Below are 14,772 nucleotides of genomic sequence, written 5' to 3' on the forward strand. Positions count from 1 at the left end.
TGGAAGGGCCCGGCTGCGCGCCGGCGAAACCAGTAGACCTCTCCGCCGGATGACCACTCTGGCGTGACGCCGCACGACACCGTCACGAAAGGGCGTACGTGGCAGCCACCGATACACGTCAGACTGCTGATTCGACTTCGGAGTCAGGACCGGAAGCACCAGTCGGAGCGGCAGCCCCCGGCACTGCTCCGGCAGCCGAAGACACTTCCGTGAAGAAGCCGGCGGCCAAGAAGGCGCCGGCCAAGAAGGCAGCAGCGAAGAAGGCGCCGGCCAAGAAGGCGGCAGCGAAGAAGGCGGGCGCCAAGAAGGCCACGGCCGGTAAGTCAGCGGACGGCGAGGACCTCGACGAGGACTCGGCCGACATGGAGGACATCGACATCACCGAAGGCGACCTGGCCGAGGTGGAGTCCGACGTCGTAGAGGTCGTCGCCGTCGGCGAGGACGAGGAGACCGAGGAGCCGTCCGAGAAGGACAAGGCATCCGGCGACTTCGTCTGGGACGAGGAGGAGTCCGAGGCCCTCCGTCAGGCCCGCAAGGACGCCGAGCTCACCGCGTCCGCCGACTCGGTGCGCGCGTACCTCAAGCAGATCGGCAAGGTCGCCCTCCTCAACGCGGAAGAGGAGGTCGAGCTCGCCAAGCGGATCGAGGCCGGGCTCTACGCGACGCAGATCATGCAGGAGCTGTCCGATACCGGGGAGAAGCTCCCCGCCGCACAGCGCCGCGACATGAGCTGGATCTGCCGCGACGGCAACCGCGCCAAGAACCACCTGCTCGAGGCGAACCTCCGCCTCGTCGTGTCGCTCGCCAAGCGCTACACCGGCCGCGGCATGGCCTTCCTCGACCTGATCCAGGAAGGCAACCTGGGCCTCATTCGCGCGGTCGAGAAGTTCGACTACACGAAGGGCTACAAGTTCTCGACCTACGCCACGTGGTGGATCCGCCAGGCCATCACCCGTGCGATGGCCGACCAGGCCCGCACCATTCGCATCCCGGTGCACATGGTGGAGGTCATCAACAAGCTCGGCCGCATCCAGCGCGAGCTGCTGCAGGATCTGGGTCGCGAGCCCACTCCCGAAGAGCTCGCCAAGGAAATGGACATCACGCCCGAGAAGGTGCTGGAGATCCAGCAGTACGCGCGTGAGCCCATCTCCCTCGACCAGACGATCGGCGACGAGGGAGACAGCCAGCTCGGCGACTTCATCGAGGATTCCGAGGCCGTCGTCGCCGTCGACGCCGTGTCGTTCACCCTGCTGCAGGACCAGCTGCAGTCGGTGCTCGAGACGCTGTCCGAGCGTGAGGCCGGCGTCGTGCGCCTGCGCTTCGGACTGACCGACGGGCAGCCCCGCACCCTCGACGAGATCGGACAGGTCTACGGGGTCACGCGTGAGCGCATCCGTCAGATCGAGTCCAAGACCATGTCGAAGCTGCGTCACCCCTCGCGGTCGCAGGTGCTGCGCGACTACCTGGACTGACAGCTGTAACCCGATGCCCCCGGACTCCGCGCGAGTTGCGGGGGCATCGCCGTGCGGGCGACCGCGGCCCGCTACGCGCTCGTGCGGACCCGGATCCAGGCGCTCGCCACCGGTTCGACCACCCGCGCCGCCACCGGCCCGATGACGGCCATCAAGAGGACGTACGCGGTGGCGAGCGCGACGAGTTCGCTCTCCACGGCGCCGGCCGACAACGCCAGGCCTGCGATGACGATCGAGAACTCGCCGCGCGCGATCAGCGCGACCCCGGCCCGGGCCCGGCCCAGTCGCCCGACGCCCTGCTGTTTCGCCGCCCACGCCCCGGTGATCATCTTCGTCAGCGCGGTGACCACGGCGAGGAGAACTGCCCAGCCGAGGACCGGCGGGATCGCCCGGGGATCGGTGTTGAGCCCGAACACCACGAAGAACATGGCCGCGAACAGATCGCGGAGTGGTTCGAGGACACGACTGGCGTTGTGGGCGGTCGTCCCGGAGATCGCGATTCCGAGGAGGAACGCGCCGACGGCGGCCGACACCTGCATCGCCGAGCTGATGCCCGCGACGAGGAGCGCGGCACCGAGCAGTTTCAGGAGCAGGGTCTCGCTGTCCGGGCTGTCCAGCAGCGCCGAGACGTAGCGCCCGTACCGGAGAGCGATCACGAGGACGACCGAGATCACGACGAGGGAGATCGCGACGGCCTCGAGTCCGCCGGCGAAACTGACGCCGGCGAGCAGGGCCGTCAGGATCGGCAGGTACACGGCCATCGCGAGATCCTCGAACACCAGTATCGAGAGCACGACCGGTGTTTCGCGGTTACCGAGCCTCCCCAGGTCGCTCAGTACCTTCGCGATGATGCCCGACGACGAGATGTAGGTGACACCGGCCATCACGACGGCACCGGTGGTCCCCCACCCCAGCATCAGCGCGACGACGGCGCCTGGCGCCGCATTGAGGACGGCGTCGACGACGCCGGCCATCCACGACCGGCGCAGACCGGTGACGAGTTCCGACGCCGTGTACTCCAGTCCCAGCAACAGCAGCAGGAGCACCACGCCGATCTCGCTGGCGAGATGGCTGAACTCGCTGATGTCACCGAGATTGACGAACCCACCGCTGCCGAAGCAGAGGCCGCCGAGAAGGTAGAACGGGATCGGCGACATGCCGAACTGAGCCGCGAGACGGCCCAGTAGGCCGAGCGCGAAGAACACCGCGCCCAGTTCGATGAGCGCGAGCGTGGTGGTGTTCACGGGACGGTCAGCCGTTGGCCAGGAGCTTGGCTGACGCGTCCAGTCCGTCTGTGGTTCCGACGGCGACCAGGAGATCGCCCGAAGTGAGCAGGAAATCAGGTTTCGGCGACGGGTAGACCTGCCCGGCCCGCATGACCGCGACGATCGAGACCCCGGTCCGGGTCCGCATCGCCGTGTCGCCGAGCGGCCGGCCGTCGAAACGGGAATCTTCCTTGATGTACAGCTGCTTGGTGCGGATGCCGGGCAGATCCCGGTGCTCCTCTTCCAGCTGCGCTACGAGTTGCGGGGCACCCAGCAGATTGCTGAGAACCGCCGCCTCCTCGGTGGTGAGCGGTACGGAAGCGGCGCACGCGTCGGGGTCGTCGGCCTTCGAGACGATCAGATCCGTGCGACCGTCGCGATGGGTGATGACACCGATGCGGCGACCTGAGGCGAGTTCGAAGTCCTTACGCACCCCGATGCCCGGGAGCGGCGTCACTTCAACGTTCATGTCTCCACGGTAGTCCGAACGGTGGGGGCAACCGTGGGAGGCTCGCGTCAGGGCCGGGCGGGGAACGTTCCGTCGGCGCCGGGGCGGTAGTCCTCGACCGCTGTCACCGCCGTGACGGGCAGCGGCCCGTACAGGTGGGGGAAGAGCATCGAGGCCGGATCGGTGGGGACACCCGGCTCCCACTTGACGGGTGCACCGAGGGCTGCGGGGTCGAGTGTCAGCAGGACGAGGTCCGTGCGCCCGGCGAACAGCCTGCCGGCCGGCAGGTGCACCTGGGCCGGCGTCGACAGGTGGATGAATCCGTCGGCGGCGAACCCGGCGGGGATGCGGTGGCCTTCGCGTTGCGCGTTCTGCCACTCCTCGCGGCTGCACAGGTGGACGAGCCGGTCGGATGGGCCGGGGCGAGCGGGTTCGGATTTCACACGATGAGACTAGCGTCACGCCGAAACCGAATCAGCTGTCAGCGAACTCGGACCGCTCGGTCTGTTCACGTCCGCCCTCTTCAGGGCTTGTCCGGCGCATTTGCGGCGCATTTCGTGTGTGATGCAACACTGAGAAACGCCGTCGGGAACAACGCGTAAACCTCAAACGTCTGACAGAGTAGATCCACCGCGCCACCCCGACGCGGCGGACCAAGGCCCCAGGCACTCGGCATCAGTCGAAAAGCCAGTACGGAGGAGTCATGCCCGGAACACTGACCAGCCCCCCGTTGACCGCAGCCGACCGGTGCGACCGGTGCGGTGCGGGAGCCCGCGTTCGCGCGGTTCTTCCGACCGGAGGAGAGTTGCTCTTCTGCGGTCACCACGCCAACGAGCACGCAGACCGACTTCGCGAGATGAACGCCACGATCGTGTCCGAAGCCGAAGCTGCAATCTGATACGTCAGCCCGGGTGACCCGTCCCAGGCTCACCTCTTTCAGGACACGAGACCGGCGAGTGCACTGCACTCGCCGGTCTCGTCTGTTCGGCGGACGGGAGACGGTGGTCACCACTGCCGCAGCGTGGAGATCCGCTCGGTGAGTTGCTCGACGGTGGCGATCGCCGTGGGCGGCCCGCCGCACACGCGACGCAGCTCGCCGTGGATGGTGCCGTGCGGTTTGCCGGTCCTGTGATGATGCATGGCGACCAGGCTGTTCAGTTCCCGGCGCAGCTGCGCGAGCTGTCCCGCCGCCGCGACCCGGTCCGCGACCTGCGGCACCGGCGTGTGGGCGGGCGCAGCGGGAGCCGGCGCCGGCTTGTCCAGCTGCTCCGCCTGCCGCTGACGCAGCAGGGCGCGCATCTGATCGGCGTCGAGCAGACCGGGCAGCCCGAGATAGTCGGCCTCCTCGTCGGAGCCCGAGAACGTGGCCGTCCCGAAGGACGAACCGTCGTAGATCACCTGATCGAGCTCGGCATCCGCACCGAGGGAGGTGAAGGCCTTCTCGTCCTCGCCGAGTTCGTCCTTCTGCTTGTTCGCGTCGGCGAGAAGGTCGTCGTCGAAGCCGTCCTTCTCGCGGTGCGGCTTGCCGAGCACGTGATCGCGCTGCGCCTCGAGCTGGCTGGCCAGGTCGAGCAGCACCGGCACCGACGGCAGGAACACGCTCGCCGTCTCACCCTTGCGGCGGGACCGCACGAATCGTCCGATCGCCTGCGCGAAATAGAGCGGAGTGGACGCGCTGGTGGCGTACACGCCGACGGCCAGGCGCGGCACGTCGACGCCCTCCGACACCATGCGGACGGCGACCATCCACTTCTGGGTGCTCGCGCCGAACTCCGCGATCCGCTTGGACGCCGTCGGATCGTCGGAGAGCACCACGACCGGATCTTCCCCGGTGACAGCCTTCAGCGTCTGCGCGTAGGCGCGGGCCACGGTCTGATCGGTGGCGATCACCAAACCACCCGCGTCGGGCATGCCGCCCGTGCGCAACTGGCCGAGCCTCGTGTCGGCGGCGTGCAGGACGGCGGGAATCCAGTCACCCGACGGGTCCAGCGCCGTCCGCCACGCCCGGGCCGTCTGCTCCGCGCTGAGCGGCTCCCCGAGACGCGCCGAGAACTCCTCGCCGGCATTGTTCCGCCAGCGCGCCTCGCCGGAGTAGGCCAGGAACACGACGGGCCGGACGACGCCGTCCGCGAGCGCGTCGGAGTACCCGTAGGAGTGATCCGCCTTCGAGCGCATCAGGCCCTCGCGGTCGGGTTCGTAGGTCACGAACGGGATCGCGCTGTCGTCGCTGCGGAAGGGCGTTCCGGTGAGCGCGAGGCGGCGCGTGGCGTCACCGAACGCCTCCCGGATCGCGTCACCCCAGCTCTTCGCATCGCCGCCGTGGTGGATCTCGTCGAGGATGACCAGTGTGCGCCGGCTCTCGGTGCGGACGCGGTGCTTGAACGGATGGGACGCGACCTGCGCGTACGTCACCACGACACCCTGATAGTCGCTGGACGTCTGCCCGGTCGAGTTGGAGAAGTACGAGTCCAGGGCGATGCCGTTGCGCGCCGCCGACTCGGCCCACTGGTGCTTGAGGTGCTCGGTGGGCGCGACCACGGTGACCTGGTCGACGGTGCGGTCGCGCAGCAACTCCGACGCGACGCGCAGCGCGAACGTGGTCTTGCCGGCACCCGGCGTCGCGACCGCGAGGAAGTCCTGCGGCCCGGTGGACAGATACTTGGTCAACGCGCGACGCTGCCAGGCGCGCAGTGAACCCGAGGGTCTGGCCGGTTCGGTCTGTGCGAGGTAGGCCTCGGTGCCCACTATCTGCGCGGCCTCGGTTTCCACTCTCGGCGCCGAGTGGGAGCCCACTGTCTCAGCACTCACGGGCTGCCCTCCGCTGACATGGCACTGTTTGTTGCACTCCTCGGTATTCGATCGACATGTCCGGGTCCAGACCCGAAGGCGCTGTCCGTCAAGGAGCCTAGCGCCCGGATCCGACGTGAACCGCATTCGCGAGTTCCGATAGTGGCAGATTTGTCGCGACACGGGGACCGCAGCGGTGGGCAACCGGGCGTGTCGTCAGGGATGCTGGAAACATCATGACCGAAACGCCCTCGAAAACGCCGGATGGTGGCGGCGACGCACCGCAGTCCGGGTGGCATCCGCTACGTCGGACGCTGAGCGTGATCGGCCGCACAGCGAGCAAGGCCTGGGACGACTCGATCTTCGGGAAGGCTGCCACGGCGGCGTTCTGGCAGACGCTGTCGCTGCCACCGCTCCTGCTGGGGCTTCTCGGAATGCTGGGATACGTCGGCGGCTGGTTCGGACCCGACACGGTCGACATCATCCAGTCCAAGATCATCAACTTCAGCGGGACGGTGTTCAGCGACAACGTCGTCGAGCAGATCATCCGGCCGACGGTCGGCGACGTGCTCCAACGGGGACGTCCCGAGATCGTGTCGCTGAGCTTTCTGCTGTCCCTGTGGGCGGGGTCGTCCGCCATCTCCACGTTCGTGGACTCGATCGTCGAGGCCCACGGGCAGCAGGAGGCGCGGCACCCGGTGTGGCAGCGCCTATTCGCCTTGCTGCTCTACGTGATGTTCCTGATCCTCGCCGTGTTCACCCTGCCGCTGGTCGCGCTGGGACCGACCCTCGTCGGCCGGGTACTCCCCGAGGCGTGGCGGACCATCGGGACGGAGATCGTCGACACGTTCTACTACCCCGCCGTCGGGCTGCTGCTGATCGTCGGGCTGACCACCCTCTACAAGGTGGCACTGCCCCGGTCGCTGCCGTGGCACCGACTGCTCGGCGGCGCACTGGTCGCGGGCGTGTTCTTCCTCGGCGCCAGCACCTGCCTGCGCTGGTACCTGTCCTGGGTCGCGGGTACGGGATACACGTATGGGGCATTGGCCACACCGATCGCGTTCCTGCTGTTCACGTTCTTCCTGGGGTTCGCGGTGGTGCTCGGCGCCGAGTTCAACGCCACCGTCCAGGAATTCTGGCCCGCCCGCGCCACCCGTATCGATCAGATGAAGGACTGGATCGCGGCGCAGGCCGAGGGCTCGCCGTCGGCGAACCCGGTGACCAGCCTCACGCGGCGCATCGCGACGGGTCCGATCAAGATCGTCGGTGACCGGCCCCCATCGGACCGTCCGGCCCCGGCGTCCGGGGACAGCGAGCCCGACAGCTCGGTACCGGAGCGTCCCGAGCCACCGGGTGTGCGACGGGCAGCGAAGCCTCAGTCGCCCTTGCGCAATCCTTCGTAGATCTTCTTGCAGTCGGGGCAGACGGGCGATCCCGGCTTCGCGGATTTCGTCACCGGGAACACCTCGCCGCACAGGGCGACGACGTGGGTGCCCATGACGGCGCTCTCCGCAATCTTGTTCTTCTTCACGTAATGGAAGACTTTGGGAGTGTCGTCATCGGTCGACTCGTCGGTGGTGACGTCGGGCCGTTCCTTGGTTTGAGTGCTCACCCCTCAATAATGCCGCAACCGGCCCGCGATCCCACCCCCTGCCGCCCCGTGTGTGCAATTGCCGCCCGACAGTGGAACAGTGGAGTCATGGCACGAAGTGCAGGGTTCGGCGCGTCCGACGACGCCGGCTCACCGAACAATCCGGTTCTCATCACCGAAGCCGCGCGATCGATCGAGGAACAACATCGCGCCCGTGTCCGCAAGTACCTGCTCATCATGTCGTTCCGGTTCCCCGCGCTGATCTTCGCGGCGGTGGCGTACGGCATCTGGGAGAACCCGTGGATCTCGATGGCGATCATCGGCCTGTCGATCCCGCTGCCGTGGATCGCGGTCCTCATCGCGAACGACCGGCCTCCGCGCACAAAGGACGAACCCAGCCGCTACGACCACCGCGAGTCGCCGAGCACCGCCCTGCCCGCGCCGCCGCACCACACCATCGAGGGCTGACGCCGCCGCGGTCGCGTACTGACACAATGCACGGGTGAACCGTGACGAACTGCTGTCGATCTGCCCCTCTCTGCGTGAGGCGCTCCGCCGCAACCGGTACGACACGGACACCCTGCTCGACGCGCTGGGCCCCGAGAACCACGCCGCACTGAGCCGCAACGAACCCGTCCCGGTGCGCCGGGCCAGTGCCGGCTGCGGCGAACTGGGAACCCTGATCCGGCTGTTCCTCCTCACCGACGACTGTCCCGCCGCCGAGGTGGCCGCGGCGCTGGCCCCGCTCCCGGTCGAGGACGCCGTCGCGGCGGGCCTGCTCGAGTCCGACGGCGACGTCGTCCGGGCCGCCCTCGACCTCCGGCCCATGGACATCGGCGGCGGCAACCGGTGGGTGGTCTCCGACCTCGACGGGTCCCTCCGTCCCCGCGAGACCCCGGTCGATCACGTCATCGGCGTCGGGCATGCGTCGCTGTCGCTGTTGCAGGCCACCCCGACTGCACCGGTCGGGTCGCTCCTCGACGTCGGCACCGGCTGCGGTATCCAGGCGCTGCACGGAACCTCCTACGCCGGCGCGGTGACGGCCACGGACCTCAACGTCCGTGCCGTCGACCTCGCGGCCGTCACGGCCGCACTCAACGAGGAGGAGATGGAACTGCTCGCCGGATCGTGGTTCGAGCCGGTCGCCGGCCGCACGTTCGATCAGGTGGTGGCGAATCCGCCGTTCGTCGTCAGCCGCGCACGGGTGGGGCACACGTACCGCGACTCGGGTCTCGACCTCGACGGCGCGAGCGAATTGATGATCTCCGGGGTCGCCGACTACCTGGCTCCCGGCGGCACGGCGGCGCTGCTGGCGTCCTGGATCCACGTCGAGGGCGAGGACTGGCGGGCCCGGGTGGCGTCCTGGCTTCCGGCCCACGGTATCGATGCGTGGGTGGTGCAGCGCGATGTCGCGGACCCCGCGCTGTACGTCGGCACCTGGATGCGGGACGGCGGCCTCGACACCCGCGACCCGGCTTCGGCGGCGATCGCGGAGGACTGGCTGGATCACCTGGCGAGCGCCGACGTGGAGGGCATCGGCTTCGGGTTCGTCTACCTGCGCCGGACCGACGCGCCCACCGACCTGATGGCGGAAGATCTCACCCACGGCTTCGGCGACCCGCTCGGCGCGGAGGCACTCGGATATTTCGACCGGGTGGCGTGGCTGCGCGAGAACGACGTGCTCGCCGCGCGGTTCCGCGTCGAGGAGAGCACCGCCCTCGAGCGGGTGTTCCTCCCCGGCGACGAGGGCTGGACTCAGGTGGTTGCACGGTTGCACCGCGGCAACGGCCCGGCGTGGCAGCACGAGGTCGACGATCTCGTCGCCTCCCTCGTCGCCGGCATGCGCGGCAGCGACGGCCTCGTTCTGGGCGAACTGATCGAACTTCTCGCGGCCGCCCACGGCGTCGACGCCGAAGAACTCGCGCAGTCCGCCGTCCCCCTCGTGCACGCCCTCGTCCGGCACGGACTGGTGCTCCCCGCGTAGCCGGCGGGTTCTCGACTGGTCCCCCTTATACGTGTTCTCAGCAACTTCTCAGGACCGAATCGAGGAACCCGCAGGTCACAGCCTCTTCGTAAATTACCGGCCGGGAACTTTCCCAGGCCTTCGGTGCGTTGATCCATATGAGACACCACCGATGAGGAGGCAAGTCATGACAAGCCCCAGCACCACTACTCGCATTCGCCCCAGCGCCGCCGATCTGGACGCCCAGAGCCCCGCTGCCGACCTGGTCCGCGTCTACCTGAACGGAATCGGCCGCACCGCTCTGCTGACGGCTGCAGACGAGGTGGAACTGTCCAAGCGAATCGAAGCTGGGCTGTACGCGGCACACATCCTGGACACCGGGAAGCGACTCTCCCCCGCCAAGAAGCGCGACCTCGCGACGATCGTCCGTGAAGGCCAGTCCGCCCGCGCTCACCTCCTCGAGGCCAACCTGCGGCTCGTCGTGTCGCTCGCGAAGCGGTACACCGGCCGGGGGATGCCGCTCCTGGACCTCATCCAGGAGGGCAACCTGGGCCTGATCCGCGCGATGGAGAAGTTCGACTACGCGAAGGGTTTCAAGTTCTCGACATATGCAACCTGGTGGATTCGTCAGGCGATCACCCGCGGCATGGCCGATCAGAGCCGGACGATCCGACTGCCGGTGCACCTCGTGGAGCAGGTCAACAAGCTGGCCCGCATCAAGCGTGAGCTGCATCAGCAACTCGGGCGCGAGGCCACCGACGACGAACTCGCCGAGGAGTCCGGAATCCCGGCACACAAGATCGCCGATCTCCTCGACCACAGCCGCGACCCGGTCAGCCTCGACATGCCGGTCGGCAACGACGAGGAGGCTCCTCTGGGCGACTTCATCGAGGACTCGGAGGCCACGTCGGCGGAGAACGCCGTCATCGCGGGCCTCCTGCACAGCGACGTGCGCAGCGTGCTGGCCACCCTCGACGAACGTGAGCAGCAGGTCATCCGCCTGCGCTACGGCCTGGACGACGGCCAGCCGCGCACCCTCGACCAGATCGGCAAGCTCTTCGGGCTCTCCCGCGAGCGTGTCCGTCAGATCGAGCGGGAAGTGATGGGCAAGCTGCGGCAGGGCGATCGCGCCGAGCGGCTGCGCTCCTACGCCAGCTGACCCCGGGTCACCCACTGGAATCGACGCCGGTGCCGGTCGTACGCGACCGGCACCGGCGTCGTGCTGTCTCCCGGACGTCGGGACCGGGTCAGCGGAGGCGGCGGGGACCGAGGTCGGCGACACTCGGTTCCGGGCCGATCCTCACGCGGGAATCGGTGACCTGCGCGCCCTCCGCCGAGGCGAGTACGGGTTCGCACGCCAGTTCCCGGACCTCCGGAAGGTCGTCGGCGAGGGCGGAGATCCGCTGCACCAGGTCGACGAGGGCCGATTTGTTCACGGGCACCGCGCTGCGATATCCGGACAGCAGCGGCGCGGCCTTCGGTGCGTCGATCAGTTCCGCCGCGGCGTCCTCGGTGAGGGGCAGTACCCGGTAGGCGCGGTCACCGAGGAGGTCCGAGATCACGCCGGCCAGCCCGAACGAGATGAGCGAACCGAACGACGGGTCGTCCTGCACGCCCACCACGCAGCCGATTCCCTTGGTGGCCATCCGCTGCACGTGGAGCAGCGGTTCGCCGGACGCGGCGGCGAGGTCGCGGTAGGCCCAGCGGACCGAATCGGGTCCGACCAGGTCGAGTCGGACCCCCCCGAGGTCGGGCCGGTGCCGCCACTGCTCCCCGGTCGCCTTCACCGCGACCGGATATCCCAGTTCCTCCGCGGCCTGCACCGCCTCGTCTTCGGTGGTGGCGGACCGGAAGTCCACCACGTTCACCCCGTAGCACGCGAGGAGCTGCGACGCCTCGAAGTCCGAGAGCCAGCGTCCCGACGACGTCGAGAGCCAGCCGTCGACCATATCCTTCGCCCGCTCCGGATCGATCCCGTTGGGGCGCAACACCTTCGAGGACGGCTTGCGCTTCCACGCGGCGTACCGCCACGCGCGCGCCAGCGCCAGGGCAGCGCGCTCCGGGCCGGGATACGAGGGAACCGAACCCCGGGTGGGGTGTCCGTCCGCACCCCGGACGGCCAGCACGTCGGGCACGCCCTCCGCCGCGAGGAACGTCGTCAGCACCGGTTTGTCCGCTTCCCGGACCGCCTCGCGCAGTGCCTGGGCATACGGTTCGGCGGGAACGGCGACTGGCGGGACGAACACGGCGATCACCGAATCGACGTCGAACGACGCCAGCGCGGTCCGCACCGCCGTCGCGAATTCCTCGGGACCGGCCTGCGGGCCGAGGTCGACAGGGTCGCCGACTTGGAGGCCTTCACTGCGCGCGGCGTCCGCGGCGAGGACACCGAGCGCTGTGGAGTTTCCGACCACCGCGAGCCGGGGGCCCGCAGGCAGCGGCTGGTACCCGAACAACAGAGCGCAGTCGAACAGCTGGGAGATCGACCCGACCTGCACGACGCCTGCCTGCTCGAACAGGGCGCGGACGATCGAATCGTCCATCTCGCCGCTGCTGGCCGCCAGGGCGGGCGGGACGGCGTGCCGGCCGCTCTTGACCGCGACGATCGGCTTGTTCCTCGCCACCCGGCGCGCGATGCGCGAGAACTTGCGCGGATTACCGAAACTCTCCAGATACAGCAGCACCACCTCGGTAGCCGGATCCGAATCCCAGTACTGCAGGAGGTCGTTGCCGGAGACGTCGGCGCGGTTACCCGCGGAGACGAAGGCGGACAAGCCGATTCTGCTTCGCGCGGCCTCGTCTAGGATGGCGATGCCGAGTGCACCGGACTGGCAGAAGAACCCGACGTTGCCCGGACTCGGGAGCACGGGTGCGAGTGTCGCGTTCAGCGACACCTCGCGGTCGTTATTGGCCACGCCGAGCGCGTTGGGACCGATCAGCCGCATCCCGTGCGCACGCGCGGCATGAACGAGCCGCCGTTCGGACTGCCTTCCGTCCGAACCGGTTTCGCTGAAACCCGAAGACACGACGACGAGCGCCTTGACTCCCTTGTCGAGGCAGTCGTCGAGGACGGCGTTGATCGATTCGGCCGGAACGGCGACGACGGCGAGATCCACCTCGTCGGGGATGTCGCGGACCGTCGGGTACGCGCGCACACCGTGAACCGAACGATGCTCGGCATTGACGGGGTACACCGGGCCGGTGAATCCCGCCCGCAGCAGGTTCGTCAGAACGGCGTTGCCGACCTTCGCCCGGTCGGTGGACGCACCGATCACCGCGACCGATCGCGGGCTGAGCACGTTGCGCATGCTGCGCGCCTCCGCCGCACGCTCGCGGGAATTGCGTACGGACACCATCGCTTCGGTGGGGTCGATCGCGAACTCGAGCCGCAGTACTCCGCCCTCGAAACTGCGGCTCACCTGATATCCCGCCTCGCGGAAGACCGTCACCATGTTCCGGTTCTCCGCGAGCACCTCGGCGACGAACATCGTCAGGCCGTTCTCCGCGGCCGCTGCCGCCAGATGCTCGAGCAGGATCGGGCCCAGTCCACGGCCCTGATGCGCGTCGGCGACGACGAACGCCACCTCCGCGGACTTGCCGTCCCCTTCGCCGATGAGCCGTTCGTAGCGCCCGACGGCGATGATCTCGTCGCCGAGCAGCACTACGAACGCCACCCGGTCGTGGTGGTCGACCGTGGTGAAGTGGACGATGTCCCGTTGCGACATGGTCGGGTACGGGCCGAAATACCGCAGATAACGGGTGCGTTCGGAGAGCTTCGAATGAAACGCGACGAGTTTGTCCGCGTCCTCGGGAACGATCGGCCGCAGCGCGACCGCACCGCCGTCCGCCGCGAGCACGTCGGCGACCCACTGCCGCGGGTAGTTGTGCGCGGCGTCGGGCGGATTCGCCTTCGACTCGGCCGTGACCGGCTGTGCGCTGCCGTCCGTCGTGGCGGTACCGTCCGTCGGCTCAGTCACGGGGATCCTCCGGGTCCAGTCCGAGTAGAGGGAAGCAGGCGCGGCGGGTGGCGATGACGGCCGAGTCGATACGGATCAGGGCGCGGTCGACCGACGGGATCCCGGTCTCCGGTGTGCCGCCGGGTCCGTCCCACGGCAGGTAGTCGATCTCACCGCCGTCGCCCATCGTGTCCGGCAGGTCCACGCTGGGCGCGAGGACATGGGCCCGCTCCTGCCAGTCCGCGGGTACGGCACGGGCCGTGTCGATCTCGCGATCAAGTGCCGCCGCGATGAGGTGCGTCCAGGCGCGGGGCACGACGCGGACGAGTCCGTACCCACCGCCGCCGACGGCCAGCCAGCGACCTTCGGCGTAGCGGTCGGCCAGATCGCGCATCGCGAGAAACGCGGCCCGCTGGCCGTCGACCGTCAGCGCGAGGTCGGCCAACGGATCCTCGCGGTGGCTGTCGACGCCGCACTGGCTGATCACGATCTGGGGCCGGAACGCCGCGAGAGCCCCCGGGACGACGGCATGGAAACCGCGCAGCCACAACGCATCGACGGTGCCGGGCAGCACCGGGAGGTTGACGGCGGTGCCCTCCGCGGCCCCCTCACCGACTTCGCTCGACCACCCGGTGTTAGGCCAGAGCGTCGCCGGATGCTGGTGAAGCGAGATCGTCAGCACCCGGGGGTCGCCCGCGAACGCGTGCTGCACCCCGTCCCCGTGGTGTGCGTCGACGTCGATATAGGCGATCCGGTCGAAACCGTTGTCCAGTAGCCAGGACACGGCGATGGCGACGTCGTTGTAGACGCAGAAGCCGGACGCCCAGTCGGGCATCGCGTGGTGCATGCCGCCGCCGATGCTCACCGCCCGCCGCGTGCGCCCCGCAGCGATCTCCCGCGCCGCGGCGAGCGACCCGCCTGCGAGGATCGCGCTCGCTTCGTGCATTTGGGGGAAAACGGGATTGTCCTCGGTGCCGAGCCCGTGCGGGGCGTCCGCGCCGAGAACACCCGACGTCGCCGAGTGCCCGGCCTGCTTGACGGCGTCGACGTACGCGGGGGTGTGGATCCGCAGCAGATCCGCGTCCGACGCGGCGTCGGGCCGCAACAGTTCGACCCCCTCCAGAATCCCGAGGCTGCGGGCGAGCGACATGGTCAGCTCGAGCCGGGTGGGGTTCATCGGGTGGTCCGCACTCCACCGATAGCTGAGATAGTCCGGGCTCCACACGACGGCACGGTTCGATACCAGTGCAGCCGAATCCTCCCCGGAACTGAACGACGCGGTCATGGACT

The 14,772-nt window shown here is 68.7% G+C and carries 13 protein-coding genes; 6 read left to right on the forward strand and 7 right to left on the reverse strand.

Annotated elements, in window-relative coordinates:
* Positions 1–98: 98 nt before the first annotated feature.
* On the forward strand, positions 99–1,472 hold the full coding sequence (locus H0B43_RS03060) for an RNA polymerase sigma factor (protein ID WP_185729346.1): 1,374 nt from the start codon (positions 99–101) through the stop codon (positions 1,470–1,472).
* 71 nt (positions 1,473–1,543) lie between these two features.
* On the opposite strand, the gene H0B43_RS03065 is transcribed toward H0B43_RS03060, so the two are convergent.
* Genes H0B43_RS03065 through H0B43_RS03075 form a run of 3 tightly spaced genes read right to left on the reverse strand, consistent with a single transcriptional unit; the run spans position 1,544 to position 3,628 of the window.
* The gene (locus H0B43_RS03065) at positions 1,544–2,716 is read right to left on the reverse strand and encodes a cation:proton antiporter (protein ID WP_185729345.1); all 1,173 of its coding nucleotides are present in this window, start codon (positions 2,714–2,716) and stop codon (positions 1,544–1,546) included.
* A gap of 7 nt (positions 2,717–2,723) precedes the next feature.
* Positions 2,724–3,206, reverse strand: coding sequence for a cation:proton antiporter regulatory subunit (locus H0B43_RS03070; protein ID WP_185729344.1), 483 nt, complete (start codon positions 3,204–3,206; stop codon positions 2,724–2,726).
* A 47-nt stretch (positions 3,207–3,253) separates the two neighbouring features.
* Positions 3,254–3,628, reverse strand: a complete 375-nt coding sequence (locus H0B43_RS03075; protein ID WP_185729343.1) for a DUF952 domain-containing protein — start codon at positions 3,626–3,628, stop codon at positions 3,254–3,256.
* 260 nt (positions 3,629–3,888) lie between these two features.
* Here H0B43_RS03075 and H0B43_RS41295 point away from each other — a divergent pair, with 260 nt between their 5' ends.
* Positions 3,889–4,083 carry a hypothetical protein gene (locus H0B43_RS41295; RefSeq protein WP_005240831.1) on the forward strand — a complete coding sequence of 65 codons (195 nt, stop codon included), beginning with the start codon at positions 3,889–3,891 and terminating at the stop codon, positions 4,081–4,083.
* A 107-nt stretch (positions 4,084–4,190) separates the two neighbouring features.
* Here the strand turns inward: H0B43_RS41295 and H0B43_RS03080 are convergent, their stop codons facing one another.
* Entirely contained in the window at positions 4,191–5,954 is a 1,764-nt protein-coding gene (locus H0B43_RS03080; RefSeq protein ID WP_185730130.1) for a DEAD/DEAH box helicase, read from the reverse strand.
* Between the two features lie 254 nt (positions 5,955–6,208).
* On the opposite strand from H0B43_RS03080, the gene H0B43_RS03085 reads away from it, so the two are divergent.
* A complete protein-coding gene (locus tag H0B43_RS03085) occupies positions 6,209–7,375 on the forward strand; it encodes a YihY/virulence factor BrkB family protein (RefSeq protein WP_185729342.1) in 1,167 nt (388 codons plus the stop codon).
* Here H0B43_RS03085 and H0B43_RS03090 read toward each other — a convergent pair.
* A complete protein-coding gene (locus H0B43_RS03090) occupies positions 7,348–7,584 on the reverse strand; it encodes a DUF3039 domain-containing protein (protein WP_185729341.1) in 237 nt (78 codons plus the stop codon). The genes H0B43_RS03085 and H0B43_RS03090 overlap by 28 nt on opposite strands.
* A gap of 87 nt (positions 7,585–7,671) precedes the next feature.
* On the opposite strand from H0B43_RS03090, the gene H0B43_RS03095 reads away from it, so the two are divergent.
* From H0B43_RS03095 to H0B43_RS03105, 3 genes are all read left to right on the forward strand, one after another.
* Positions 7,672–8,031, forward strand: a complete 360-nt coding sequence (locus tag H0B43_RS03095) for a DUF3099 domain-containing protein (protein ID WP_185729340.1) — start codon at positions 7,672–7,674, stop codon at positions 8,029–8,031.
* 34 nt (positions 8,032–8,065) lie between these two features.
* Positions 8,066–9,547, forward strand: coding sequence for a methyltransferase (locus tag H0B43_RS03100; protein WP_185729339.1), 1,482 nt, complete (start codon positions 8,066–8,068; stop codon positions 9,545–9,547).
* A 166-nt stretch (positions 9,548–9,713) separates the two neighbouring features.
* Positions 9,714–10,685 carry a sigma-70 family RNA polymerase sigma factor gene (locus H0B43_RS03105; protein ID WP_185729338.1) on the forward strand — a complete coding sequence of 324 codons (972 nt, stop codon included), beginning with the start codon at positions 9,714–9,716 and terminating at the stop codon, positions 10,683–10,685.
* 88 nt (positions 10,686–10,773) lie between these two features.
* Here the strand turns inward: H0B43_RS03105 and H0B43_RS03110 are convergent, their stop codons facing one another.
* Both H0B43_RS03110 and H0B43_RS03115 read right to left on the reverse strand, forming a co-directional pair.
* A complete protein-coding gene (locus tag H0B43_RS03110) occupies positions 10,774–13,503 on the reverse strand; it encodes a GNAT family N-acetyltransferase (protein ID WP_312033947.1) in 2,730 nt (909 codons plus the stop codon).
* Entirely contained in the window at positions 13,496–14,767 is a 1,272-nt protein-coding gene (locus H0B43_RS03115) for an acetoin utilization protein AcuC (protein WP_185729337.1), read from the reverse strand. The genes H0B43_RS03110 and H0B43_RS03115 overlap by 8 nt, the downstream gene beginning before the upstream one ends.
* Positions 14,768–14,772 lie beyond the last annotated feature (5 nt).

Source organism: Rhodococcus sp. 4CII, assembly GCF_014256275.1.
In the GTDB taxonomy this organism is placed as follows: Bacteria; Actinomycetota; Actinomycetes; order Mycobacteriales; family Mycobacteriaceae; genus Rhodococcus_F; species Rhodococcus_F wratislaviensis_A.